Annotated in this window: 23 protein-coding genes; 18 read left to right on the top strand and 5 right to left on the bottom strand. The window is 64.2% G+C overall.

Going from position 1 to position 23,977, the window contains the following annotated elements:
• Positions 1-131: 131 nt before the first annotated feature.
• The 7 genes from csgH (at position 132) to B552_RS0104210 (ending at position 5,227) form a co-directional block, all read left to right on the top strand.
• On the top strand, positions 132-443 hold the full coding sequence (csgH, locus tag B552_RS0104180) for a curli-like amyloid fiber formation chaperone CsgH (protein ID WP_019447757.1): 312 nt from the start codon (positions 132-134) through the stop codon (positions 441-443).
• 34 nt (positions 444-477) lie between these two features.
• Complete coding sequence (locus B552_RS0104185; RefSeq protein WP_019447758.1) at positions 478-1,143, top strand: pyridoxamine 5'-phosphate oxidase family protein; 666 nt, start codon at positions 478-480, stop codon at positions 1,141-1,143.
• A gap of 184 nt (positions 1,144-1,327) precedes the next feature.
• A complete protein-coding gene (locus tag B552_RS0104190) occupies positions 1,328-2,674 on the top strand; it encodes a DUF3300 domain-containing protein (RefSeq protein WP_051003525.1) in 1,347 nt (448 codons plus the stop codon).
• Positions 2,675-2,746: 72 nt separating this feature from the next.
• Positions 2,747-3,601: a DUF2950 domain-containing protein gene (locus tag B552_RS0104195; RefSeq protein WP_237718165.1), complete on the top strand. Its 855-nt coding sequence runs from the start codon at positions 2,747-2,749 to the stop codon at positions 3,599-3,601.
• Between the two features lie 169 nt (positions 3,602-3,770).
• On the top strand, positions 3,771-4,007 hold the full coding sequence (locus tag B552_RS0104200) for a hypothetical protein (RefSeq protein WP_019447761.1): 237 nt from the start codon (positions 3,771-3,773) through the stop codon (positions 4,005-4,007).
• Positions 4,008-4,178: 171 nt separating this feature from the next.
• A complete protein-coding gene (locus B552_RS0104205; protein WP_193352169.1) occupies positions 4,179-4,769 on the top strand; it encodes a PAS domain-containing protein in 591 nt (196 codons plus the stop codon).
• 140 nt (positions 4,770-4,909) lie between these two features.
• Positions 4,910-5,227, top strand: a complete 318-nt coding sequence (locus B552_RS0104210; RefSeq protein ID WP_035879404.1) for a high-potential iron-sulfur protein — start codon at positions 4,910-4,912, stop codon at positions 5,225-5,227.
• 39 nt (positions 5,228-5,266) lie between these two features.
• Here the strand turns inward: B552_RS0104210 and B552_RS0104215 are convergent, their stop codons facing one another.
• From B552_RS0104215 to B552_RS0104235, 3 genes are all read right to left on the bottom strand, one after another.
• On the bottom strand, positions 5,267-5,770 hold the full coding sequence (locus B552_RS0104215; RefSeq protein WP_348599262.1) for a potassium channel family protein: 504 nt from the start codon (positions 5,768-5,770) through the stop codon (positions 5,267-5,269).
• Positions 5,745-6,770 carry a membrane protein gene (locus B552_RS0104220; RefSeq protein ID WP_019447764.1) on the bottom strand — a complete coding sequence of 342 codons (1,026 nt, stop codon included), beginning with the start codon at positions 6,768-6,770 and terminating at the stop codon, positions 5,745-5,747. Before B552_RS0104220 ends, B552_RS0104215 begins: the two co-directional genes overlap by 26 nt.
• A gap of 263 nt (positions 6,771-7,033) precedes the next feature.
• Positions 7,034-8,644, bottom strand: a complete 1,611-nt coding sequence (locus tag B552_RS0104235; RefSeq protein WP_019447767.1) for an ABC-F family ATP-binding cassette domain-containing protein — start codon at positions 8,642-8,644, stop codon at positions 7,034-7,036.
• 327 nt (positions 8,645-8,971) lie between these two features.
• Between B552_RS0104235 and B552_RS0104240 the strand changes: the two genes are divergently transcribed.
• The 4 genes from B552_RS0104240 to B552_RS27130 all read left to right on the top strand — a co-directional run bounded on the left by B552_RS0104240 (position 8,972) and on the right by B552_RS27130 (position 14,485).
• Complete coding sequence (locus B552_RS0104240) at positions 8,972-10,024, top strand: alpha/beta hydrolase (RefSeq protein ID WP_026035312.1); 1,053 nt, start codon at positions 8,972-8,974, stop codon at positions 10,022-10,024.
• A 17-nt stretch (positions 10,025-10,041) separates the two neighbouring features.
• Positions 10,042-10,179 (top strand): hypothetical protein, encoded by a 138-nt coding sequence (locus B552_RS0104245; RefSeq protein WP_019447769.1) that lies wholly within the window; start codon positions 10,042-10,044, stop codon positions 10,177-10,179.
• A gap of 123 nt (positions 10,180-10,302) precedes the next feature.
• Positions 10,303-13,758: an adenylate/guanylate cyclase domain-containing protein gene (locus B552_RS0104250; RefSeq protein WP_019447770.1), complete on the top strand. Its 3,456-nt coding sequence runs from the start codon at positions 10,303-10,305 to the stop codon at positions 13,756-13,758.
• 4 nt (positions 13,759-13,762) lie between these two features.
• Positions 13,763-14,485, top strand: coding sequence for a hypothetical protein (locus B552_RS27130; RefSeq protein WP_237718162.1), 723 nt, complete (start codon positions 13,763-13,765; stop codon positions 14,483-14,485).
• Here B552_RS27130 and B552_RS0104260 read toward each other — a convergent pair.
• Both B552_RS0104260 and B552_RS0104265 read right to left on the bottom strand, forming a co-directional pair.
• A complete protein-coding gene (locus tag B552_RS0104260) occupies positions 14,466-15,491 on the bottom strand; it encodes a patatin-like phospholipase family protein (RefSeq protein WP_019447772.1) in 1,026 nt (341 codons plus the stop codon). The two genes, B552_RS27130 and B552_RS0104260, sit on opposite strands and share 20 nt — an antisense overlap.
• A 202-nt stretch (positions 15,492-15,693) precedes the next feature.
• The gene (locus tag B552_RS0104265; protein ID WP_019447773.1) at positions 15,694-17,490 is read right to left on the bottom strand and encodes a cytochrome c biogenesis protein DipZ; all 1,797 of its coding nucleotides are present in this window, start codon (positions 17,488-17,490) and stop codon (positions 15,694-15,696) included.
• Between the two features lie 252 nt (positions 17,491-17,742).
• On the opposite strand from B552_RS0104265, the gene B552_RS0104275 reads away from it, so the two are divergent.
• The 7 genes from B552_RS0104275 to B552_RS0104305 all read left to right on the top strand — a co-directional run bounded on the left by B552_RS0104275 (position 17,743) and on the right by B552_RS0104305 (position 23,535).
• Positions 17,743-18,486, top strand: coding sequence for a response regulator (locus tag B552_RS0104275; RefSeq protein WP_019447774.1), 744 nt, complete (start codon positions 17,743-17,745; stop codon positions 18,484-18,486).
• Positions 18,487-18,557: 71 nt separating this feature from the next.
• Entirely contained in the window at positions 18,558-19,793 is a 1,236-nt protein-coding gene (locus tag B552_RS0104280; protein WP_083860231.1) for an ATP-binding protein, read from the top strand.
• A gap of 407 nt (positions 19,794-20,200) precedes the next feature.
• The gene (locus B552_RS0104285; RefSeq protein ID WP_019447776.1) at positions 20,201-20,524 is read left to right on the top strand and encodes a hypothetical protein; all 324 of its coding nucleotides are present in this window, start codon (positions 20,201-20,203) and stop codon (positions 20,522-20,524) included.
• Between the two features lie 83 nt (positions 20,525-20,607).
• The gene (locus B552_RS0104290) at positions 20,608-21,027 is read left to right on the top strand and encodes an organic hydroperoxide resistance protein (protein ID WP_019447777.1); all 420 of its coding nucleotides are present in this window, start codon (positions 20,608-20,610) and stop codon (positions 21,025-21,027) included.
• 74 nt (positions 21,028-21,101) lie between these two features.
• A complete protein-coding gene (locus tag B552_RS0104295) occupies positions 21,102-21,656 on the top strand; it encodes a thioredoxin family protein (RefSeq protein WP_019447778.1) in 555 nt (184 codons plus the stop codon).
• 321 nt (positions 21,657-21,977) lie between these two features.
• On the top strand, positions 21,978-23,003 hold the full coding sequence (locus tag B552_RS0104300; protein WP_019447779.1) for an SGNH/GDSL hydrolase family protein: 1,026 nt from the start codon (positions 21,978-21,980) through the stop codon (positions 23,001-23,003).
• Between the two features lie 157 nt (positions 23,004-23,160).
• Complete coding sequence (locus tag B552_RS0104305; protein WP_019447780.1) at positions 23,161-23,535, top strand: hypothetical protein; 375 nt, start codon at positions 23,161-23,163, stop codon at positions 23,533-23,535.
• Positions 23,536-23,977 lie beyond the last annotated feature (442 nt).

The following is a 23,977-nucleotide window of genomic DNA, read 5'->3' on the forward strand; positions in this document are numbered from 1 at the left end:
AGGCGAAGGCCGACGCGGCGGCGCTCGAATCATGGGCCTTGCGGAGAGCGCAAGCAGGCTGAAAAGGCCTGTACTTGCCTCTCCGCCTTGTCATAATCGGGGAGTCATCGTCACGCTGTGAGGACCCGCCCATGCATGCCGATATCAACCTTCAGGTCTGGCTTGACGTCAATGCCGCCGGCGGCCAGACAATGGTGGCGCCCTACGTTTCCACCGCCATCGACGTGGATCTGCAGTACGAACTCCGGCTGGAGAACGCCGGATCGATGGGAAGCTCCTCGGTGGCGCAGAGCGGCAGCCTGCATGTTTTCGCGCACAGCCCGAAGCGCATCTCGACCATCCGCGTGACGCCGCAGCCGGGAGGCATCTGCAAGGTGGGCCTGATCCTGCGCGATCACGGCCAGGAAGTTGGCAGCTATGCGCTGGATTGCAGCGTGAAATAACATATCGCTGCTCTCTTCGCCATGGCACAGGGTCATGATGCTCACCGAACAAGCCATCCATCTGCTGCACGAAGCCGCCTTCGGCACGCTGGCCACCCACTCGGCAACGCTGCCCGGGTACCCATATGCAACCGTGGTGCCGTACGTGCCGGACCACAACCACCATCCAGTCATCTGCATCAGCGCACTGGCCGAACACACGCGGAACCTGCTTGCGGATGCGCGGACTAGCCTGTCCGTGCTGCAGCCCGGCGTCACCGACGTACAGTCCTTCAGCCGCATGACGCTGGTGGCCGATGCGGAACGGTTCGAACCGGATGCCGCGCTGCTCGATCGCTACCTGCGCTATGAACCGGGCGCCGAGCGGCTTCTGGCGCTGGACTTCGCGTTCTTCCGCCTGAAGCCGGTGAAGATCCGCTTTATCGCCGGGGTTGGCCGCATGGGCTGGGTGGAACGCGCGGATCTCGACGCCGCGCCCCCGCTGCCCGCGCAGCAGGAATCCAGACTGGTCAACGATATGTCACGTATGGTCCCCACGGGCGTGCGTGTACTGGGCATCGACCGGCTCGGCGTCGACTACGAGACCGAAGGAACCCGAAGACGGCAGCGCTTTGCGGGTTCGGCCATGCCCGAGGAAGCTGCCGGAATCACCGAAGCCGTCGAAATGGCCGCGCAGGCCATTGCACGCGAGCACGGCTGACGACGTAGCGCTCGGCCGCGACTGTGCGACGACTGTGCGCAGTTCTGGCAACGTGCCCGTGCCAAATGCACTGGCAGGCACCCGCGCATTTCCGTGCTTGGACTTTTCGCCCATGTGCTCTATGACATAGCAGCGAGGGTGATCGATACGGCCATCAATCGGTATCAATCGGGACTGCCAGACCATGATCCAGCACTGGGTTAAACGCTTGCCTCACACTTTCGGTGCCGCACTGCTGACGGGGCTGTTCTCGGGACTGCTTCTTGTGGCACAGGGTGCGATGGCCCAGGACAAGCCGCCTGCGCCCGCGCCATACAAGGCCGAGGAAATCGAGGCGATGGTGGCACCGATCGCGCTTTATCCCGACGACGTGCTGTCGCAGGTGCTGATGGCATCGACCTATCCGCTGGAAATTGTCTTTGCGGCGCGCTGGTCGAAGGCGCACCCGGACCTCAAGGGCGATGCGGCGGTAAAGGCCGTGCAGAACGAGTCGTGGGATGTCAGCGTGAAGTCGCTGGTGGCGTTTCCGCAGATCCTTGAGCCGATGAATGACAAGATCGACTGGACACAGAAGCTCGGCGATGCGTTCCTGGCGCAGGAAAAGGATGTGCTTGCGGCGATACAGCGGCTGCGTGCGCGCGCCAAGGATACCGGCCATCTGGAATCGAATGAGCAACAGCATGTGATCGTCGAGCAGGCCACCTCGCCGCAGGCGGTGTCACAGCAGATCGTGCGCATCGAGCCGGCCAACCCGCAGGTCATCTACGTGCCCGCCTACGACCCGGCGGTGGTCTACGGCGGCTGGGCCTATCCCGCATACCCGTATTACTCATGGCCACCGTATCCGGCGTATTACCCCGGCTATGCGTTCTTCAGCGGCATGGCCTGGGGATTCGGGCTTGCCGCCGCCGGGGCCATTTTTGGCAACTGCAACTGGGGCGGCGGCGACGTCAATATCAACGTGGACCGCGCCGCCAATATCGACCGGAACTTCGACCGCAACCGAAACCAGGGCGGGCGCTGGCAACATAACGTGGACCACCGCAAGGGCGTGGCCTACCGCGACAACGCCACGCGCGAGCGCTTTGGCCGCGAGCAGGCTGGCGCCGCCGACAGGCGTTCGAACTTCCGTGGCCGCGAACCGGGCGGCGCTGGGGATCGCGCAGGGGTCTCGAACCGGATGTCGAACGGCAATCTGTCCGCTTCGGACAGGATGAACGCCGGCAATCGCGCCGAAAATCGCGCCGGCACATCCGACCGGCCCGGCGCATCGAACCGCGCAAACAACGCGAACGCCGGCAACCGGGTGGGCACTACAGATCGCGCTCGCGCCGCGGATCGCTACAGCGCGGGTTTTGGCGGGCGCGACAACGGCTTTCAGGGCGTCGGGAACGGCAGCGGCACGCAGCGTAACTACAGCCGTGGCAGTTCCAGCATGCAGTCGTCGGGGTTCAACCGTGGCGGAGGCGGATTCTCGGGCGGCGGACGCGGTGGTGGCGGCGGTGGACGTGGCGGCGGCGGGCGCCGCTGAGTGGGGACGATCATGACACTGACGATGCGAACCCGCGTGGCGGCACGGCACATGGTGCTGCCATTGCTGCTGATGCTGCTGCTTCCGGGCATCGGCCTGATTTCGGCCGCGCATGCCAACGAGCTGTTCGCCACGCCCGATGCCGCCATGTCGGCATTCGGCAACGCCGTCATCAATGACGACGAGGCCGAACTGCAGAAGCTGTTCGGCGGCAAGTTCCGCGACATCATTCCGCCGGTGGGCGCCGAGGTCCGCGACAAGTTCCTGACCGCCTGGGGCAAGACCCACACCGTGCAACAGAAGGAAGATCGCGCCTATATCGACGTGGGCGACGACGGATGGACGTTCCCCATCCCGCTGGTGAAGGGTCAGAAAGGCTGGCAGTTCGATACACATGCCGGCGTGGAGGAAATGCGCGTGCGGCGCGTGGGCCGCAACGAGCTTTCCGTGATCCAGACCATGCTGGCCATCACCGATGCGCAGGCGGAGTACGCGCGGTCCCTCCATGACGGCGGCACGGCGCTGGTCTACGCGTCGAAGCTGTCGAGCACCCCCGGCAAGCAGGACGGCCTCTTCTGGCCCACGGCGGCCGGCCAACCGCCGAGCCCGCTCGGCCCGGCATTCAGCGGCGCGGGCACCACCCACGCCAGCAAGGATGGCTACTACGGGTACCACTACAAGCTGCTCGATGCACAGGGGCCCAATGCGCCCGGTGGCGCCTACAGCTATGTGGTCAACGGCAGGCTGTTTGGCGGCTTTGCCGTGCTGGCCTGGCCAGTGCGCTACCAGGATACGGGCGTCATGAGCTTCATGGTCAGCCACGACGGCCAGGTCTACGAACGCGACCTTGGCGCCGACAGCGCGGTCAAGGCACGCGAGATCAAGCTTTTCGATCCGGACCCTGGCTGGCGGAAGGTTTCTCCGTAAGCGACGGCCGATCCACACTTTCCCTCGCACGAATATTTTGCGCGGGCTGTAACCGCCCGCCGCACCCTGGCGAATTAACTGACACGACCACGATGCAAGGCTACGGCCCGGGACGGGCAACGGCAAACCAGCAGACTGGCCGACTGTAGTTGTCACCAGGAGATGGAAAATGCTGAAGAAGATCTTGCTGCTCGCCGTAGCAGGCGCTGCCATCGGTAGCGCAGCGGCACATGCTGGCGTCATGGGTACGCGCGACGCCTTTACCGATGGCGCGAAAATCGCCGCAACCGCTGACGCTTCGATTCATTCCGCCGGCGCAAGAGCCGCGGAGCGGCGCGATGTGTTCACCGATGGCGCGCGGATCACCAACCGCGACGGACTCGTCGACGACAGCGCGCAACGGTAACTGACGATCTGCCCGATCGGATGGTGGGCGTCCCGCGCTGGCGCCCCCCGCCGTAACACACCGGTCCGGTGCATTGCGCGCGGCACAACATGCCGGATGCGGTGAAGCGATTCCTGTGGCAAGATCGCCGGCATCGCCGCAAAAGCGTTGCACACCGGGGTGTCAGTCGAAATGATCGAGCGTTTGGCCGAGGAAGCAGTGCTCACGCTGGCAAACAGCTTGCCGGAGATGGTTTTCCTGGTCGACAAGACCGGGAAGATCCGATACGCCAATGCCGTGTGCAACGATACGCTGGGCCTCTCCCAGCGCGACATCATTGGTCAGGCGATGCTCGAACTCGTCGTGCCGCGTGACCGCGACAGAACCATCAGCGAAGCCACGATGGTCATGGCCGGAAACAAGCGGGCGGGGTTCGAGAACCGGTACCAGCACCGCGATGGCAGCGACATCCACCTGTCTTGGTCGGCGCATTGGCTCGGGCGGCATCAGTTGCGCCTTGGCGTCGCGCGCGACGTCACGGCCCTGCGGCAACCGGCCTGCAACCACCTCATTCCGGCCGCGCTGCTGGACCTGCTCGATCCCATCGAACAGCAGGTACTGCTGTTGCTGCTGACCACTGCCTCCGAGAACCAGATCGCCGGACGCCTGGGCCTGTCCGCGCCCACCACGCATGCCTGCATCGCCAGCATCTTTCGCAAGCTTGGCGTGCGCGGGCGATTCGGGCTGATGAGCCTGTGCCTGGGCAGCATTGAGACGATATAAGCACTCTGCCGCGACCCACGAACTGCGCCCCGGTTCCTTGCATTCCTACGCGGCGATCATCTACAACGAGACAAGATTGGCGATCCGACTCAAGACACGAGCGTCGCAGCAATGCGCGCTCTCACGAACGGAGGAACGCGATGACCACTCGGCGAACTTTCTTGCGCGGGGGCGTATCGGGCGTGGTGGCGATTGCCATCGCACGATATGACAGTCCAGCGCATGCCCAGGGGGCAAAGGTCAGTGAAACCGACCCGCAAGCTCAGGCACTTGGATACAGGCAGGACACCACCAAGGTAGACAAGGCCAAATACCCGAACCATGATGCCGCCCAGAAGTGCGCCACTTGCCAACTGTTCCAGGGCAAGGCCGGCGATGCGTGGGGCGGGTGCCCGCTCTTCGCAGGAAAGCAGGTTTCGGCCAACGGCTGGTGCAGCTCCTATGTGAAGAAGGCCTGACGGGCTTGGGGGCCTGAGGGCCCTGCCTGGAAACGGCCTCTAATGCATGTGGATACCTGCGCGGTGCGCCGCAGCCTGAACGCCATAGACCGCGGCCGCCGTCACGAGTCCCGTAATCAGGACGCCCTGGAACCCAAGCAACACCGCGATGAGGCGGCCCACGTCCGTGGTGGGTACCACATCGCCGTACCCGATCGTCAACGCGGTGATCGCGCAAAAATAGGCCACTTGCCCTGGTGTGGCCGGCGCGCGCGAGGCGGCATCCACGGCACCGCCCAAGTAGTACATGACGATCGAAAACACGATGAAGATCGTCAACAGAATGAACAGCAGGCCTCGCAAATGTGAAAGCACTCTTGCGAATTCGCCAATCGCGTGGCGTGGCTGGATACGTGCGTTGGGATTAGGGGCACCAGGGGCATTGGGGTCTTGGCTGGAATTTTCCATATCGGCCTCCTCGGAAGGTTCTTTTTCTTGAGTTCTGACAGTGATCTGGGAAGACTGACCGGGCCCACCGTCAGTTTCCGCCAGCGCTGGCAGCACTGGCAGTACTGATCGCACGCGTGCGGTATCTCAGCAGGTGATCGGTGCCCGATTCGGACAGCCAGACCTCCCCCGGACGGCCCATCATCTGGCGTACGTTCGCATGTGCGCGCGGCAGTGCAAGCACTTCGAACCGCTCGGTGCGCGGATCGAACCGTACCAGCGCGTTGGCGCTCCATTCGCTGAGCCAGACGATGTCCTGATCGTCGACGAATATCGCGTACGCGTGCGGTTCGCGGCCGGGCAGGCGCCATTCTCGCCATTGGCGCGTTGCCGGGTCGAACACGCCAACCTTCCCTGCGCTCCACTCGCTGACCCAGACGCGCCCTTTCGAATCGCCCCAGACGCGCCGTGCACCCTGATCGCGTGTTGGCGGCTCGATGACCTGCGCCGCGCCGCTGGCGGGATCGATGCGGCCAAGATAGTTGCCGGCCAGCGACGCGAAGTACAGGCTGCCGTCAGGCGTCACGCAGATGCCATAGGGGCCGGGGCCGCGCGGTGCGTCGAATACGCGGATGCTGGATCGCGCCGGGTCAAGCTCGCCGTAGATGCCGCCTTGTCCGGTAAACCACAGGTGCCCGCGCTTGTCGAAGACCGCTGTATTCAGATTGGTGTTTGGCCGGTCCTTGGGCAGTGGAAAGCGCGTCACCGCAAGTGTCTTTGGATCGACACGCACGATTGCATTCTGGCCGCCGTCCGTGATCCACGCGGCGCCATCGGGGCCGACGATCACGCCATGCGGCGCCGACCCCGCGCCAAGTGGAACCCTGTCAGCCTTGCCGCTGCGCGGGTCCAGGCGTCCCACCGCGCCCTGCGCCTGCGCGGTGTACCAGACGGTTCCGTCGGGCGCCGGCGCGACGTCGTGCGGCGCGCTGCCAGCGGGAACGGTGAACGTGTCGAACGACGGCGGCTGTGCCTGCGCCGCACTGATGGCGAGTAGGACACTCGCAGCCGTCGCGGCGGCCAACGAAAATGACCGGGCCAGCATCGATGCCTGCATGTCCGTCTCCTGCGATCCACACCTTAGGCATGATAGACACGGAAGACACGGAAGACGCCGATGATGCCGAAGACGCCGAAGACGCAAGCGGCCCGGCAGGCTGCTACTGCCGTCGGCACATACATCAGGAAGCGATCCATTGGCGCTTCGGGCAATGGATAGGCTCCTCCAGTTCGATCGGGTTCTGCATCGTCATGACGCGCCACTGGCGCCGCACCACGCTCTGCCAGCACTCGATCATGTGGGCGCCTTGCCGCCTACCCTCACCACGGCTCAAGCCGCCAGCCCTGCCCTGTCACCAGCAGGCGGTTCGTCAACGCAAGGTTGTCCATGAACACATCGTCGTGCGACACGACAACCAGAACACCCTGGTAGCTCAGCAGCATGCCCTCCAGTGCCTCCAGCGATGGAAGGTCGAGGTGATTGCCCGGTTCGTCGAGCAACAGCAGGTGCGGCGCCGGATCGGCGTAAAGCACGCAGGCCAGCGCCGCTTTCAGGCGCTCCCCGCCGCTGAGCGAGCCGCTCGGCATCACGACCTTCCGCGCATCGAGCCCGAGTTGTGCAAGGCGCATGCGCAGGTCGGCTTCCGGGGCGATGCGGTTGGCCGCCTGCATCTGCTCAAGCACCGTGCGCTCGGGGTCCAGGTTTGTCAGCCTCTGGTCCAGGTAGACGTTCGCGCCCGTGGCCTTGCAGGTTCCCGCAAGCGGCTGTAGCTGCCCGGCCAGCACCTTGAGCAAGGTGGACTTGCCACACCCGTTGGGGCCGACCACGCCTACGCGTTGCTGCCTGGTCAGCGTCAGGCTGATGTCACGCGTGGCCGCTGGCACAAACGGCAATGCCACGGCATCGAGCTCCGCCACGCGTTGCGCGGCATTGGCCACCGGCATTGCGGCAAAGGCGATCGGCGCGTCGTTTGCCACCTGGCTGGCGGCCTCTCGCACTAGTTGGTCGAGTTCCACCTTGGCGGCGGCATGCTGCTGGCGCAGCTTGCCTGCCGTATTCTCGGCGCGCGCCTTCTGCCCGCCCAGCAGGATCTTTGCCTGGTTCGCTTCGTGGCCATGCCGCCTGCCGCGCGCCTGGCGCCGGGCCTGCTGCTCGTTCTGCTCGCGCATGGCCTGTTCCTTGCGCTTGCGTTCCAGCTTGCGCTGTTCGAGCTGATCGATGGCATTCTGCCGGTCCTGCGCCCTGCTGTGCGCGTAGAACGTGTAGTCACCGCCGTAGCTGCGCAGGCCCAGCGAGGAAAGCTCGACAATGCGCTCCATTGCCTCCAGCAATTGCCGGTCATGACTGATCACGAGCAACCCTCGCGGCCAACGCCGCAGTTGCTCTATCAGTGCCTGCCGGCCTGGCCGGTCCAGATGGTTGCTGGGTTCGTCCAGGATCAGGAAATCCACGTCCGCAAGCATCGCGCCGATCAGCGCGACGCGCATGGCTTCGCCGCCGCTCAGTCTGCTTGCCGGCGTCGAGGCATCGACATGAGCGAGCCCATTGCTTTCCAGCGCCTGACGCAGCCGCTGACCGATGTCCCATCTATCGCCCAGCGTGTTGAAGTCCTCAATGTCGACGCTGCCTGCCTCGATGCGTGCCAGTGCATCCAGGATGTGCTGCACGCCCGCCAGACTGGCCACTGATGCACCCGCTGGCGGCGCCACCTGCTGGGCCAGATAGTGCACGCTGCCCGGGCGTACGCAGCGTCCGGCAGTCGGCTGCAATTGCCCGGCCAGAATCTGGGCCAGCAGCGTCTTTCCGGCGCCATTGCGCCCCACCAGCCCTGTGCGCCGCTGGTCAAACTGCTCGTCGAGATTGGAGAAAAGTGTTCTGCCGTCCGGCAGTACGAAAGACACGCCTTCCAGCGCGATGTAAGGATTCGTCATAGGTATTCCAAAGATGCCCGGACCTCCCCCTTGGCTCATGGGGAACTGGTGGAGACTGGCCGTCATGCAGACGGCGGCATCAATGGCGCATGGGACGAATACCTCGGGGATGTGATGAAGAAGCCGTAGTGTAGTCGCTTGCGGCGCGAATGAACATGGACCAACGTCCCCAAATTGCCACAGACGGGCCGCACCACCTTGTATCCACATATTCGGCAATCGAGGGCAGATACACGGCGATACAAAACCCCCTGAAGTCGGACACATGCCACTTGCCAGCGGCTCCTAGACTCGCTCCCAGGTTGATCACACACACGGGAGTGGAACATGTCGGAAACAGTGAGTTTGCCTCGTCGAGGCTTTCTGGGCGTGGCAGCAGCAACGCTGGCCGCATCGCAATTTGGCCTGTCGCAGACCGCACGGGCCCAGACCGCGCGGCCGAAAGCGGCGTCCGTGCCCTCGACCACGCCGGGCACCCATACAACCTTTGCACCGATCAAGCACATCAACGCCGGTGCGCTCAACGTCGGCTATGCCGAGGCCGGCCCCGCCAACGGGCCCGTCGCGCTGCTGCTGCACGGCTGGCCTTACGACATCTACAGCTTTGTTGACGTAGCACCGCTGCTGGCGGCTCGCGGCTATCGCGTGATCATTCCCTACCTGCGTGGCTACGGATCGACGACGTTCCTGTCCCCCGACGCCATGCGCAACGGCCAGCCCTCGGCCATTGCCGCGGACATGATTGCGCTAATGGACGCGCTGCATATCCAGAACGCCGTGGTGGCCGGCTTTGACTGGGGCGCACGCACCGCCGACATCATGGCCGCGTTGTGGCCAGACCGCTGCAAGGGGCTGGTCTCCGTCAGCGGCTACCTGATCGGCAGCCAGGCGGCCGGCAAGCAGCCACTGCCGCCCGAAGCCGAACTCCAGTGGTGGTACCAGTTCTATTTCGCCACGGACCGTGGCCGCGCCGGCTATCAGAAGTACACGCATGACTTTGCGAAGCTGATCTGGAAACTGGCGTCGCCGAAATGGAATTTTGACGATGCAACGTTCAACCGCAGCGCCGCCGCGTTCGACAACCCTGACCACGTGGAGATCACGGTCCACAACTACCGCTGGCGGCAAGGCCTGGCCACCGGCGACGCCCGGTTCGACGATATCGAAAAGCGGCTCGCCACCGCGCCCACCATCAGCGTGCCCACCATCACGATGGAAGGCGACGCCAACGGCGCGCCGCACCCCGCGCCAAGCGCCTACGCCAGCAAGTTCACTGGCTGGTATGAGCACCGGGACGTGACCGGCGGGATCGGCCACAACCTGCCGCAGGAAGCGCCAGCGGCGTTCGCACAGGCCGTGCTCGACGTCGACAGGCACTGACGCGCGGGAGGCACACGATGAGCAGGCTTCTGGTCCTGGTTGCCATGACGCTCTCGGCGCTTGCGTCGGAGCTCGGCAGCCAGGTGCATCGATGCGTATGGAATGGCATGCCCAGGCAGGTGCGCATGGAGAAGAAGGAGGGGGAGAAGCGGTGATTGGGCTGCCGGCGCGTTGATATTCCCTTGCGCGCGGGTGAAGGCACCAACCCGCCTTGCCTTGCGTGCCGCGCCGATCGCGCGTCTAATGAATCGACGCGGGTGATGCGGACAGGAGGCGGTATGCATTGCACCGAATGCGGCTTCGAGAACCTCGCGGGGGCCAAATTTTGCGAGGCGTGCGGAGCCCGGCTTGGACGACGGTGCCCGCAGTGTGGCGAAGAAGCCAGCCCCACCGCGAAGTTCTGCCGCGCTTGCGGCGCCCCGCTGGCTGACGCCGATGCAGCGCCCGCCACACCTGCCACTGCCACCACGCCCGCCGGTGCCGCCACGCTTGCCAGTGCCGCCAGTACCGCTGGCCTGACCCCCATTCACTACACGCCGCCTCATCTGGCGGAGCGCATCCTTGCCGAGCAGGCGGCCATGGAGGCCAGGGGCGGAACCGGCGGGGAACGCAAGACCATCACCGCGCTGTTTGCCGACATGGCCGGCTCCACGGCGTTGATTCAAGACCTGGACCCCGAGGAGGCGCGCCGGCTGATCGACCCCGTGGTGTCGCTGATGATGGAAGCCGTGCACCACTACGAAGGCTACGTGGCCAAATTTCTTGGCGACGGCATCCTGGCATTGTTCGGTGCACCTATTGCGCATGAGGACCATGCGCTGCGTGCCTTGTACGCAGCACTGCGCATGCAGCAGGCAGTGCGCCAGCACAGCGATCGGGTGCGGCTTGAACAGGGTGTTCCGCTGCAGATTCGCGTAGGGATTCACACTGGCGAGGTGGTGGTGCGCTCGATCCGCAAGGACAGCCTGCATACCGACTACGACCCCGTGGGGCATACGATTCATATCGCGTCGCGGATGGAAGGCATCGCCACGCCGGCTTCGATTTTGATCAGCGCGTCCACGTACAAGCTCGCGGAAGGGTATTTCGAGTTCAAGGCGCTTGGCACCACGCAGGTCAAGGGCGTACGCACACCGCTTGGCGTCTACGAAGTGCAGGGTCTTGGCGCACTGCGCACGCGGCTGCAGGTTGCGGCGCACCGTGGCCTGGCGCGGTTTGTCGGCCGTGAGGACGAGATCCGGCAACTGCACGAAGCGCTTGAACTGGGCAAGTCCGGGCGCGGGCAGATCGTCGGCGTGCGCGGCGAGGCCGGGGTTGGAAAATCACGCCTGTTCTATGAGTTCAAGGCGCGGTCGCAGCAGGGCTGCCGTGTGCTGGAGACGTTCTCGGTCTCGCACGGCAAGGCGTTCGCCTATCTGCCGCTGATCGAACTCCTGAAGAACTACTTCCAGATCACCGCGCAGGACGGCGAGCGAAGCTGCCGCGAGAAAGTGACCGGCAGGCTGCTCACGCTGGATCGCTCGCTGGAACAGCATCTGCCCTACCTGCTCTATCTGCTCGGCGGGAGCGACCAGGAGTCCGCGCTGCCCACCATGGACCCGGCGATCCGGCGCCAGCGAACGTTTGAAGCCATTGCGCACCTGCTGGTCCGCGAAAGCGTCAACGAGCCGCTTCTGCTTCTTTTCGAAGACCTGCAGTGGCTGGACAGCGAAACCGAGACCTTCCTTAATCTGCTGATCGATCATGTGCCCGGTGCAAAGATCGTACTTCTGGTCAACTACCGCCCCGAGTACGCGCATGACTGGGGCACCAGACCGTTCTACACGCAGCTGCATCTGGAACCACTGGGCCCGGCTGAAGCCCAGGGGCTGCTCACCGCGCTGCTGGGGGACGACCGCAGCCTTGAGCCGCTGAAGCGACTTGTTCTCGACAAGACCGAAGGGAACCCGTTCTTCATGGAGGAGGTGGTCCAGACCCTGGTCGAGGAAGGTACCTTGCTTGGCCACCCTGGCTGCTATCACATCGAGCAGGCCCCCACGCTGTTGCATATTCCAACCACAGTCCAGGGCGTGCTTGCCGCCCGTATCGACAGGCTCCCCATCGCCCAGAAGGAACTGCTGCAGATGCTGGCGATCATCGGCAAGGAGTTTCCGCTGAGTCTCGTCAGGCTCGTCAGCGGGTTCGACGAAGACAAGCTGCGCCCGCTGCTGGCGGACTTGCAGGCTGCGGACTTCATCCACGAGCGCCCGGCCCTCCCGGAGGTGGAGTTCGTCTTCAAGCACGGCCTTACGCAGGAAGTTGCCGCCAACTCGCTGCTGATCGAGCGACGTAGCGAACTGCACGAGCGCACGGCCCGCGCGATCGAGACGCTGTTCCCTGAGCGGCTCAAAGACTACTGTGGCGAACTGGCCCACCACTACAGCCTCAGCGGCAATGTTCCAAAGGCTGTCGAATACCTGCACAGTGCCGGCCAGCAAGCGCTGCAACGTTGCGCCCAGCTTGAGGCGATCCGCCATCTCAAGGCCGCGCTCGACTTGCTCAAGCAACTGCCCGATACACCCGAGCGGACCCGTCAGGAACTCACGCTGCTGCTCACGTTGGGCCCCACCCTGATGGCGACCCGTGGCCAGGCATCCCAGGAGGTTGAAGCCACCTACCGTCGCGCGCTGGCGTTGTGCGAGCAGGGCGAGCAGACGTCGTACTTTTTCTCGGCGCAGCTTGGGCTGTGGGCGTTCTATCAGCTTGGCGCGCAGTACAGGGTGTCGTCGCCGCTGGGCAAGCGGCTGCTTGGCATGGCGCTGCGATCGCAGGACCCGGATCAGTTGGCGGAAGCGCATCGCGTCTCTGGCGCCACCACGTTCCGGCTGGGCCAGCTCGAAGTTGCGCATTCCCACATGGAACGGGTGCTGGCATTGAAGCGCCTGGACCCGCCCCGGTACGACTATCTGATGGGTTACGGACGAGATCCGGCCGTCCATGCAATGAGTACGCTGGGCTGGATCATGTGGTACGAGGGCCTGCCCGATTCTGCGCGCGCACGCTGCCACGAGGCACTGGCCATGGCACGGCAGCGCCCCGACACCGTGAATCTTGCGGTGTGCCTGGTCTTTGCGGCGGAAGTCCATCGGCGCCGCCGTGAGCCACAGGAAGCCAGCGAGTACGCCAAGGCCGCCATCGCCGTATCGGGCGAACAGGAATTACCAATCTATCTGGCATGGGGAACCGTGCTGCAGGGATGGGTATTGGCCGAACAGGGCAATGCCGAAGAGGGGATCGTCTGGATACGCCAGGGCTTGGCGGCCTACGCCGCAACCGGCGCATCGCTGGGCCGACCGAATCTTCTGGCCATCCTGGCCGAAACGTGTGGCAAGGCAAGGCAGATCGACGAGGGCCTGGCTACGCTGGCCGAGGCACTGGCCCTGGTGGCAGACACCGGAGAGCTGCTCGATGAATCCACGCTGCACCGCCTGAACGGTGAACTGCTGCTCCAGTTGCCGGACAGGGAGGCCGAAGCCGAAGCGTGTTTCAAGACGGCGATTGCGGTGGCACACGGTCAGGGCGCCAGGGCGCTGGAGTTGCAAGCCGCACTGTGCCTGGCTCAACTGTTGCGGCAGCAGGGCAAGCCGGACGCTGCACGTGAAATCCTGGCCCCGATCCACGGCACATTTACCGAAGGCTTCGGCCTTGCCGACTGGAAGCAGGGCAAGATCGAGCTTGATCTGCTGGACGCATAGCAACATGCCACAGCCCACCGGCCCGGCGCCGGAAAACCCCAAGGCAAACCCCGAGTCAGACGCGACAGCGAACGCTTTGCGCGCCCGGTTTCTGGCGCTGTGGTCGCGCTGCGGTGGCACCTGCGCCGAGCAGGTCTATTCGGCCCTGGCCAACCGCTATGCAGAGCCGGCGCGGCACTATCACACGTTGCAGCATGTCCGGCGCTGCCTGCGCGATCTGGACTGGGCGCGCAGGGCCATCCCCGACAGCGATGCCGACGTGGTGGAGCTGGCGCTGTGGTGCCACGACGTGGTCTACACGCCCGGTGCCAAGGACAACGAACAACGCAGCGCCGAGTGGTTTCGGAACTGGGCTGGGGCCGGGAACGACGGCATTGCGGCCGTGGAGCGCGTCACCGGCCTGATCCTGGACACGTCGCACACCGGCCCTCCTGCCGATGGCGCAGGCTGCTTCGCCGTCGACATCGACCTTGCGGTCCTGGGGTATCCGCGCACGTGGTTTTGCGGCGACGCCGTGCATCTGCGCGCCGAGCGGCCCGATCTTGACGATCCCACCTATGACAGCGCCGAACGGGCTTTCCTCGGCACGCTTCTGGCCCGCCCGCATATCTATCTCACCGAGCCATTCCAGACTCGCTACGAAGCCCGTGCGCGCCGCAACCTGGCATGGCGGCTCGCGCAACCGACACCACCGTGGCTATCGCCGCTCAGAGAAACTCCGCCTTGATATCGACGCTCGATCTCTCCCCGACGTTCTCGTAGTTCCGCGCGAGCCAGGCTTCGGCCTGCGCCCTGCCCTGATCGCGCAGATGGCAAAGGAACGACCAGTCCGCGTTGTACTTGCTCGATACATCCAGCGCGGCCATCGTATCGTCGGAGCGGACCGAGTGGATCAGCATCTCCTTCATGTCGCCGCGCTCCACCCTGCCCTGCTGAATCAACGCGGTCACGAAGGCAATCGCGCGCATCTCGCGCATCAGGGACGAATTAAAGCTGACTTCATTGAGGCGGTTGAGGATATCCGCAGCCGTGGTGGGCACCCCCCGCCGTACGATCGGATTGATATGCACGATCACGACATCACGCGTGGCGCATTCATAGATCAGCGGGAAGATGGCCGGATTGCCGACATAGCCGCCATCCCAGTAGTACTGCCCTTCGATTGCCACCGCCTGGAACAGCGTTGGCAGGCACGCTGACGCCAGCACCGCCTCCGCGCACAGGTCCGCGCCCGAGAAGAGACGAATCCTGCCGGTCTCGACATTCGTCGCACACAGGAACAGGCGGATCGGGCACTGCTTGCGCAATGCGTCGAAATCGACCTGCCGCTCCAGTACGTCCCGCAGCGGGTTCATGTTGTAGGGATTGAACTGGTACGGGGAAAGCACGCGCAGGGCCATGTCGGCCATCGCATACAACGGCGAATAGTTCAGGCCGAAGCTATGCGTCCCCTTCAGCCATGGCATCCAGCGGAAAGGGCTGTACCGCTCCGCCGACTGGGCGATGGCAAACCAGAAGTCGTGCAGCGCCTGCCGCGCGCCTGCCTCTCCGCCCCGCAACAGGCCATTGGCCAGCACGACAGCGTTCATGGCACCCGCGCTTGTGGCGCTGACGCCTTCGATGGCGAGCCTGCCGTCTTCCAGCAGGCGGTCTATGACACCCCACGTGAAGGCGCCGTGCATGCCGCCACCCTGCAACGCCAGGGCCACGGGCTTCGCATTCTTGTCGTCCATAGCTGCCTCCCGCCGGGGGGCGCGTCATGCCCACACCCGCCTTCGCCCGCCCTCACCCGCTATTGCGCCCCGGCGTTGCATCTTGTACTGCACTTGCCGAATCCTTGCCGACCATGCACCGGGCGCGCTACTTGGCAGTGTAGTGAAGAAGCGGCACGCAAGCGCAGGCCATTCGGTCCATTCGGCGCCTGCCATCTCCAAATCAACCGAACGTAAAGGCGTAGGCGTGGGTGCCGGCGTCCAGGAAGCGGATCTCGAACGTGTGTTCGCCAATCGTGCCGGCCTGCCTCACCAGCTGGTAGAGCCGCGTCTGGGTAACGGCACCATTGCCGGCGGCGTCGGTATCCGCACCGTGGCTGTCGCCAGGGGCCTTGCCGTCGACCTTCACCACGAAGCGCACGGCGCGGCCATCGGCGGCGGGCCCGAGCACAAGGTGCAGGTCGCGTGCGTGGAAGCGATACACGATGCTGCCATCGGCACGGTCAAGCGTGGCCTGCTCGGCGCCCACGGTCCACTGGCCTTGCAGGCCCCAGCCGTTCAGATGCAGCGCGCCAACGGCGTAGGCGCGCGACCCATCCTCCTGGATACCGCCCGGCGACGCGAAGTTGGTCGCCTGGTCGTAGCCAATGTAGGTCTCGCCGGAGCGCACGTTACGCAGGTCCGGAGCCGCTTGCGCGCCCTGTGCGTCCGGTACCACCACATCGTGCGATGCGGATGGACGGCCCGCTTCGGCCAGCAGCGTCTGAATCACGCGCTCCGAGTTCGCATAGTCGCCTTCGCCGAACTGGTGATGGCGGATATTGCCGCGCGCATCCACGAAATACGCGGCGGGCCAGTAATTGTTGTTGAATGCGCGCCAGATGTGGTAATCGCTATCGACAGCCACCGGGAAGCCGATCTTGAAGTCGCCGACTGCGCGGCGCACGTTCTCCGGATTCTTCTCGAATGCGAACTCGGGCGTGTGCACGCCAACCACGGTCAGCCCCTGGTCCTTGTACTTGTCTGCCCATGCGCGCAGGTACGGCAGCGTGCGGATGCAGTTGATGCACGAATATGTCCAGAAATAGACCAGCGTGACCTTGCCCTGCAGCTGGTCGCGCGAAACCGGGGCGGCGTTGGGGCCCGTGTTGAACCACTTCACGGCGCCGTCCAGCGGCGGCAACTGGCCTTCCACGGGCAAGCGGATCGGAAAGCCGACGCTGGTGTCATTGGCTGCCAGCAGCATCGGCGCCTCGGCCGGTTGAGCATTGTTGGCGGCCTGCATGGCGGGCGCGGGCTTGTGCAGCCGATCGATCAGCGCCTGTTCCAGCCGCGCCGGGCCGCCCGTGGACAGGCGTGCCAGCAAGCCGACGTCGGCGCCGACGGCGATTGCAGCCGCGCCGCCGAGCACGCCCACCCCCAGTCCGCGGCGCAGCCATTCGCCCGCGCCCATCGAACGCTTCATCGCCGCGAACACGCGGCCGCCGATACCCAGCGCCGCCGCCAGAGACGTGGCCGCGCCCGCGGCATAGGCCACCAGCAGCAGCGAGCCCTGCACACTGGCGCCTTGCAGTGCGGCCGTGGTCAGCACGATACCGAGGATCGGGCCCGCGCACGGGGCCCACAACATGCCAGTGGCCACCCCCAGCAACAGCGATGCCCACGGCGAAGCGTCCGCGCCGCCGCCGTTTCCGTTTCCAGCCAGCCGGTTGCCCAGCGCCACCACCGGGCGCGTCAGCGTATCGGCCAGCTTTGGCACCAGCAGCGACAACCCGAACACCGCCAGCAGCGCCAGTGCGGCGTAGCGGCCATATTCATTGGCGCGCACGGCCCAGGCGCCGCCGACGGACGCCAGCGTGGCCACGACGGCAAATGTCAGCGCCATGCCGGCCAGCATCGGCAGCCGGCCGCGCAGGAATGGCTGGCCGCTGCGGCTGAGCACGAACGGCAGCACGGGCAGGATGCAGGGGCTCAGGATGGTGAGTGCGCCACCCAGGTAGGCGAGGATCAGCAGTGTCATGATCGGGGTCCTTTTGGTCGTCTTTTGGTCGACAGGCTGGCCAACAGGCTGGCCAGCGTTCTTGGATGCCCCCGATTTGGCGCCCGGCATCTACCGTGAATATGTCGTAGAGGCGGTAGAGTTGTACCGCTCTGTCGGCCAGACGCGGCCAGATACATTGCGATACACGGAGACGCGCCAACCCCCATACAATCCCATCAACAGCCGGATCATCCACTTTCCGACAACTACTATTTTCCAGGGGTGACACTGATGGAAGCGCATGTAGACCATGTCCTGATCGTCGACGACGACCGGGAGATCCGAGAGCTTGTCTCGTCATACCTGACCAAGAACGGTCTGCGCGTGACCATGGCACCCGACGGCCGCCATATGCGCCAGTTCCTGGAAGCCAATACCGTTGACCTGATCGTGCTGGACATCATGATGCCCGGCGACGACGGCCTGGTACTGTGCCGCGAACTGCGCGCCGGCAAGCACAAGGCCACGCCTGTCCTGATGCTGACCGCGCGCGACGACGAGACCGACCGCATCATCGGCCTGGAAATGGGTGCCGACGACTACCTGACCAAGCCGTTCGCCGCCCGCGAGTTGCTGGCTCGCATCAAGGCCGTGCTGCGCCGCACGCGCATGCTCCCGCCCAATCTGCAGATCACCGAAGCGGGCCAGATCCTGGCGTTTGGCGACTGGCAACTGGACACCACCGCGCGCCACCTGATCGACCGGGAAGGCACCATCTCCGCGCTGAGCGGCGCGGAATACCGGCTGCTTCGCGTGTTTGTCGATCATCCGCAACGCGTGCTTAATCGCGACCAGTTGCTCAACCTGACACAAGGCCGCGAGGCGGAAATATTCGAGCGCTCGGTCGATCTGCTGGTCAGCCGCCTGCGCCAGCGCCTGAATGACGATGCGCGCGAGCCAGCGTATATCAAGACCGTGCGCAATGAGGGGTATGTGTTCGCAATGCCCGTGGAGATCAGGGAGGCGCGGTTGTGAGCACTCGGCACTGGCGCTGGCAATGGCCGCACACGCTCGGGTCAAGGCTGTTGCTGATCCTGCTGGGCGGCATGATCGTCGCCCATCTGATGTCGTTCGCGGTGCTGTTCTCGGAACGCTATATGTCGGCCCGGCAGGTGATGCTGGGTACGCTGGAAACGGACGTGTCCACCTCGGTGGCGATCCTGGACCGGGTGCCCGCCGCCGAACGGCCGCAGTGGCTGCCGCGCGTGAATCGCGGCAACTACCAGTACATCCTGGGGCCGGGCTTGCCGGGCGTGCCTGAAATGAGCGAGCGCGGCAGGGACATCGCGGACCGCATCATGGAAGCCAGTGGCGGCCGGTTTCCAGTCACGGTGGAGTCGATCCCCGGCGACGGCAAGCGCGTGCAGGCCCACCTGACGCTGAGCGACGGCAGCCCGCTGACCATCGACGTGCATCCACGCATGACGCCAATCGCACAGTGGCTGCCCTATGTGCTCGTACTGCAGTTGCTGATGCTGATCGTGTGCTGCTGGCTTGCCGTGCGGCTGGCCATCCGTCCGCTGGTGGCGCTTGCCGATGCTGCCGAAGCGCTCAACCCGAACGCCAAATCGCCGCCGCTCGACGAAAACGGGCCGACCGAACTGGCACGCGCGGCACGGGCCTTCAATGCAATGAGCGACCGGATCGCGCATTTCGTCGCGGAGCGCGTGCAGATCCTGGCGGCCATCTCCCACGACTTGCAGACGCCGATCACGCGGATGAAGCTGCGCGCCGAGCTGGCCGAGGATTCCGAGGAAAGGCGCAAGATGGTGAGCGACCTGACCGAAATCCAGACACTGGTGAAGGAAGGGTTGGCCTACGCGCGCACCGCGAGCGGAGAGGGCGAGAAGGCATCCCGGATCGACCTCGGGTCTTTGATCGAAAGCCTGGTCTACGACTACCAGGACACCGGCAAGAACGTATCGATCGTGGAGAACGCCGGCGGCGCGCTTGTCACGCAGCCCAATGCGTTACGGCGCGTACTGACCAACCTGATCGACAACGCCATCAAGTACGGCGGAGGCGCCGCCGAGCTGAGCGTGCGCCGCGATCGGAACGTCGTGGTCATCGATGTGATGGACCGTGGCGCCGGCATCCCAGAAGACAAGCTCGAAGCCGTACTGCAGCCGTTTGTCAGGCTGGAAGAGTCGCGCAACCGCGAAACCGGCGGCACGGGCCTGGGCCTGGCCATCGCACATCAGCTTGCCCTGACCGTGGGTGGCACGCTGAAGCTGCGAAATCGCGAAGGCGGCGGGCTGGTGGCCGAGATCCGCATCGGCTGACCACCCGATATCCTCCCGGCCACATTTGGCCGCTGCGGCTCCTGCTGATCGGTCTCTGCTGACCGGTCCTTGATGTTGTTCCCCTGATGGCCGCGCCGCTTCTGGTGCGGCCATTTCGTTTTTGGCGCCGCCGCGCGCTGCCCTTCCCGCACTCCCTGACCTCCGGCCCCAAAGCGGCTTCGCCGCCACCTCCTTCCCCTTTTTGTATGCCTGTGTATCAGGCCATCGCGCCGATACGTGGCCTGACATAAGCACCCCAAACGTGCTACGGGCGCGATACGTCGGACGCCTTAAATACGTTCCGTGGCAGCGCAACGCACAACAGACAACGCGAAAACGCTGCTTCAGCTTCCTGGCAACACAAACCGCAAACCACGCAACGTCATTCAACGCAAAGGAAATCGATCATGTCCAAGACCTTCACCACCCGCCTCGTCCTCGCCGTCGCCCTCGCTGCCGCCGCTGTTGGCGCGCAAGCTTCCGTGCTCGGTGCCCGTGACCCGTATGCGGATGGCGCCCGCACCGTCCAGGACTCCCGCGACGTATTCAGCGAAGGTGCCCGCTCGGTTCAGGATTCCCGCGATGTGTTCAGCGAAGCCGCCCGTTCCGTACAGGACCAGCGCAGCTCGTACCTCGATGGCGCCCACACCGTCGCAGGCATGGACCGCACCGGCGTGTCGGCCGAACCGTCCCGCTCGGTCGATCCGTACCTCGATGGCGCCTACGCCTGAGAACGGAGCCTCGCCCAGGCATCGCAATTCTGCAGTCGAACACCAATCGTCAAACACCAATCAAACTTGAAAAGAAAAGCATCATGACCCGCATCGAAAAAGTCCTCTACACCGGCAAGGTCCATATCACGTCTGGCGGCCGTAATGGCTCGGCGCGCAGCGACGACGGCAGGCTCGATATCGCGCTGTCGTCACCGGGCAGCAACGGGCAAGGTACCAACCCGGAACAGCTGCTGGCCGCTGGCTGGTCCGCCTGTTTCATCGGCGCCATCGGGCTGGCCGCGGGCAAGCAGAAAATCAAGCTGCCGGACGACCTGTCGGTGAATGCGGAAGTGGACCTTGGCACGGCCGGCATCGAGTACTTCCTGCAGGCACGGCTGCGCGTGCATATCCCTGGCATCGACCGTGAAGTGGCCCAGTCGCTGGTGGACAGCGCGCACCGTACGTGTCCGTATTCGAAGGCACTGCACGGCAACATCGATATCGAAACCGTGCTGGTCTGAACCCGACGTCCCTCGTCCGCCATGGCGAACGAGGGACACTTCCTCCAACTTCGCTTCCTCGCTGACTCTCCATCATGCGCTACCTCATTCGCGGCGTCCTGGCGGCCGCAGGCATCGCTGCCATCTATACCTTCGGCACGGGTGCCTTCGCCGATAGCTCCAAGGTGGGCGATCAGGGCAAGGCACCGGAATTCACGAACATCGAACGCTGGCTGAACTCCGAGCCGCTTACGATGCAGCAACTGCGCGGCAAGGTGGTGTTGGTGGATTTCTGGACGTACTCGTGCATCAATTGCGTGAACACGCTGCCGTACGTAAAGCAGTGGTACGAAAAATACAAGGACCAGGGCCTTGTAGTGGTAGGCGTGCATACACCCGAATTCCCGTTCGAGAAATCGACGGCCAATGTGCAGGCCGCGCTCAAGCGGTTCGATATCCGGTATCCGGTGGCGCAGGACAACATGTACGGCACATGGTCAGCGTTTCGAAACCAGTACTGGCCCGCCACATACCTGATCGACGCCGACGGCCGCATCGTCTACCAGCACTATGGCGAGGGTCGGTACGAGGAAACGGAAGCCGAAATCCAGAAGTTGCTGGCGGCACGCAAGGCCGCGCCTGCGCAGTAGCTTCCGACCCAAGTGTCACGTCCCCACGACAGACCTGCTCCAGCGCCACTACGTCCTGATTCCACGGCAGCCATATGAACACTGGGGGATAGCTGTACCGCTTCGGGCCCTCGCCAACCCCTGCCGAGGGCCCGCTCTTCGCTCGCCTTGCTCACGTTGCCCGCCGCAGAACACGGTGTGACCAGTTCGCAGGATCGTTCGCACGAAGGTAGGAGGCTGCCCGACATCGCAATTGAATGCCGTCGCCTAGACTATGGTTCTCTTCATTGGACCCCTGCCACGTACGTCCGGCAACCCCGATGCCGGTAAGGAGAAGCGGCCATGCGTGGATTCCATCACAAGGTATGTGCGGCAGTTTCCGCCGTGCTGATTGCGTTGCTTTCCGCATGCGGCGGTGGTGGCGGCGGCGGCGAGGGTAGCGGAGGCGGCACACCCGCACCCGCAGGCGGCATCCATCTGCAAGTGGTCTCGTTTGGCGACAGCCTGTCTGACGTCGGAACCTTCGCGCCGATTGCGAGTGCAGTGGGCGGCGGACGTTTCACGACCAATCCCGGGCAGGTGTGGACGCAGGACGTCGCCCAGTACTACGGCGATACGCTAAGTGCGGCGTTCACAATCGACATCACACACAAGTTGAGCGCGCAAGGCGGCCTTGGCTATGCCGAGGGCGGCGCCACGGTCGCGACACCGGCCAACCTGTACGACTTCCTTACCGATGTGATCGGCAATGTCGAAATGCCCGTCAATCAGCAGGTATCCAGCTACCTGGGCACTCACGGGAGCTTCAACGCCGGTCAACTGGTATTGGTCTGGGCGGGCGCCAACGACGTGCTTCGCGCCGGTGCCCTGCCTGCCGCCGCGCCGATCGTGCAGACCGCTGCAACCACCTTGGCGCAGATCGTCGCACAAATTGTGCAGAACGGCGCCACCCATGTCGTGCTGGTCAACGTTCCGAATATCGGCTTGTCGCCCAAGGGCATCAACTCGTCCGATGGCGGGGCAAACCTGACCCAGCTATCGCAGCTGTTCAACAATAGTCTTAACGCCGCCTTGCAGGCCAACGGCGTGCAAGGCAAGGTCATCCAGATCGATTCCTACACCTGGGAGAACCAGATCATCGCCAACTTTGGCGCCAATGGCTTCGTCGTGTCCAACACTGCCGCGGCGTGTGATCCCGCGAAAACGCCCGATGACACGGCATTGCTATGCTCGCCGCCTACCTATGTGACGAGCAATGCCGACCAGACGTACATCTTTGCTGACGATCTTCATCCAACCACGCGTCTGCACGCGCTATTCGCCCAGTTCGTGGAGCAGCAGATCGCCAAAAGTGGCCTCGGTCAATGACGTGACGTGAGAATTACTTGCGCCTTGCTCATCCAAATGGTGGATGTGCATTCGCCGGGCGGCATGGCAGAAAGCGAATAACTGGTGGCACATGCCAGAAAATTCCAATTGACGGGTCAAAACACGGAAATTCGGGCATTCAAACGGGGGCAGGAAAATGACAACAGCACGGGCTACGACCAAAGGCGAAGCAATTCATCTTCTCAAGGCCGCCGGCGTTGGACTGATAGAGCTCGACTACGAAACCGCCTGGCAGGACGCCCCCGAGCTAGGGCGCCTTGGCGAAGAGGCTGGCGTCCGGGTGGCGTATCGCGGACATGAAAGCATTGCCGTCAGATCGCCTGCCGCGCTCGCTGCCGGTTTGAAGCGGCAGAAGATGACGACCCGCCAGCGCAACCTGTTCTGCCAGTTTGAATTGGGCAACATGCCGGCACGCGAACTTGAGGCGCTCGAAGCGAAAGCCGCCAGGCTCGGTGACTACATCCTCAGTGGTCATCTGCTGCGGGAAGTCGACTCTACCTGGTCGGAATAAATCGGACGATAGAGCGCCCTGCCAACGGACATTTGCGGTGGGCGCGATCCGCACGCGCCCACCGCCTGAAGTACGTCTTCGGTCCACTCCGTTTCCCCGCAAGCAGTTCCTCTTGCGACTTCATTCGCGCCTCCACCCACGCGCGTCCATTCTGTGAATCTACTGCCCGCCGCCCCAAGAATAGGAAAACGTCCTACATCGCACTCGCCTGATCGCGCATAGAACAGAGGCATACATCCTCGCTCACTCGCTGCGTAAGTCACCAGTGAGACACCAGGACACAGGGGATAAGACGAAAATCAAGTGGACTCCTTTCGTATATCCCCCCATTCGCCGCGACCATCAGGCCGCGGCTCTTTTTCGCAGGTACCTATCGGTTAAGACTGCGCATGGCTTCGCAGAATAGGAGATCGTCCGACATCTGGATCAATGCCGTCGACCT

Source organism: Cupriavidus sp. BIS7, assembly GCF_000292345.1.
Lineage (GTDB): Bacteria > Pseudomonadota > Gammaproteobacteria > Burkholderiales > Burkholderiaceae > Cupriavidus.

What these genes read in the sequence shown, in the direction of transcription:
- B552_RS0104295 (WP_019447778.1), top strand. Translation starts at nt 21,102, where the DNA reads ATGCGCTACCTCATTCGCGGCGTCCTGGCGGCCGCAGGCATCGCTGCC.
- B552_RS0104250 (WP_019447770.1), top strand. Translation starts at nt 10,303, where the DNA reads ATGCATTGCACCGAATGCGGCTTCGAGAACCTCGCGGGGGCCAAATTT.
- B552_RS0104305 (WP_019447780.1), top strand. Translation starts at nt 23,161, where the DNA reads ATGACAACAGCACGGGCTACGACCAAAGGCGAAGCAATTCATCTTCTC.
- B552_RS0104190 (WP_051003525.1), top strand. Translation starts at nt 1,328, where the DNA reads ATGATCCAGCACTGGGTTAAACGCTTGCCTCACACTTTCGGTGCCGCA.
- B552_RS0104290 (WP_019447777.1), top strand. Translation starts at nt 20,608, where the DNA reads ATGACCCGCATCGAAAAAGTCCTCTACACCGGCAAGGTCCATATCACG.
- B552_RS0104205 (WP_193352169.1), top strand. Translation starts at nt 4,179, where the DNA reads ATGATCGAGCGTTTGGCCGAGGAAGCAGTGCTCACGCTGGCAAACAGC.
- B552_RS0104280 (WP_083860231.1), top strand. Translation starts at nt 18,558, where the DNA reads ATGATCGTCGCCCATCTGATGTCGTTCGCGGTGCTGTTCTCGGAACGC.
- B552_RS27130 (WP_237718162.1), top strand. Translation starts at nt 13,763, where the DNA reads ATGCCACAGCCCACCGGCCCGGCGCCGGAAAACCCCAAGGCAAACCCC.
- csgH (WP_019447757.1), top strand. Translation starts at nt 132, where the DNA reads ATGCATGCCGATATCAACCTTCAGGTCTGGCTTGACGTCAATGCCGCC.
- B552_RS0104195 (WP_237718165.1), top strand. Translation starts at nt 2,747, where the DNA reads ATGCTGCTGCTTCCGGGCATCGGCCTGATTTCGGCCGCGCATGCCAAC.
- B552_RS0104220 (WP_019447764.1), bottom strand. Translation starts at nt 6,770, where the DNA reads ATGCAGGCATCGATGCTGGCCCGGTCATTTTCGTTGGCCGCCGCGACG.
- B552_RS0104185 (WP_019447758.1), top strand. Translation starts at nt 478, where the DNA reads ATGATGCTCACCGAACAAGCCATCCATCTGCTGCACGAAGCCGCCTTC.
- B552_RS0104285 (WP_019447776.1), top strand. Translation starts at nt 20,201, where the DNA reads ATGTCCAAGACCTTCACCACCCGCCTCGTCCTCGCCGTCGCCCTCGCT.
- B552_RS0104265 (WP_019447773.1), bottom strand. Translation starts at nt 17,490, where the DNA reads ATGACACTGCTGATCCTCGCCTACCTGGGTGGCGCACTCACCATCCTG.
- B552_RS0104260 (WP_019447772.1), bottom strand. Translation starts at nt 15,491, where the DNA reads ATGGACGACAAGAATGCGAAGCCCGTGGCCCTGGCGTTGCAGGGTGGC.
- B552_RS0104300 (WP_019447779.1), top strand. Translation starts at nt 21,978, where the DNA reads ATGCGTGGATTCCATCACAAGGTATGTGCGGCAGTTTCCGCCGTGCTG.
- B552_RS0104240 (WP_026035312.1), top strand. Translation starts at nt 8,972, where the DNA reads ATGTCGGAAACAGTGAGTTTGCCTCGTCGAGGCTTTCTGGGCGTGGCA.
- B552_RS0104275 (WP_019447774.1), top strand. Translation starts at nt 17,743, where the DNA reads ATGGAAGCGCATGTAGACCATGTCCTGATCGTCGACGACGACCGGGAG.
- B552_RS0104210 (WP_035879404.1), top strand. Translation starts at nt 4,910, where the DNA reads ATGACCACTCGGCGAACTTTCTTGCGCGGGGGCGTATCGGGCGTGGTG.
- B552_RS0104200 (WP_019447761.1), top strand. Translation starts at nt 3,771, where the DNA reads ATGCTGAAGAAGATCTTGCTGCTCGCCGTAGCAGGCGCTGCCATCGGT.
- B552_RS0104245 (WP_019447769.1), top strand. Translation starts at nt 10,042, where the DNA reads ATGAGCAGGCTTCTGGTCCTGGTTGCCATGACGCTCTCGGCGCTTGCG.
- B552_RS0104235 (WP_019447767.1), bottom strand. Translation starts at nt 8,644, where the DNA reads ATGACGAATCCTTACATCGCGCTGGAAGGCGTGTCTTTCGTACTGCCG.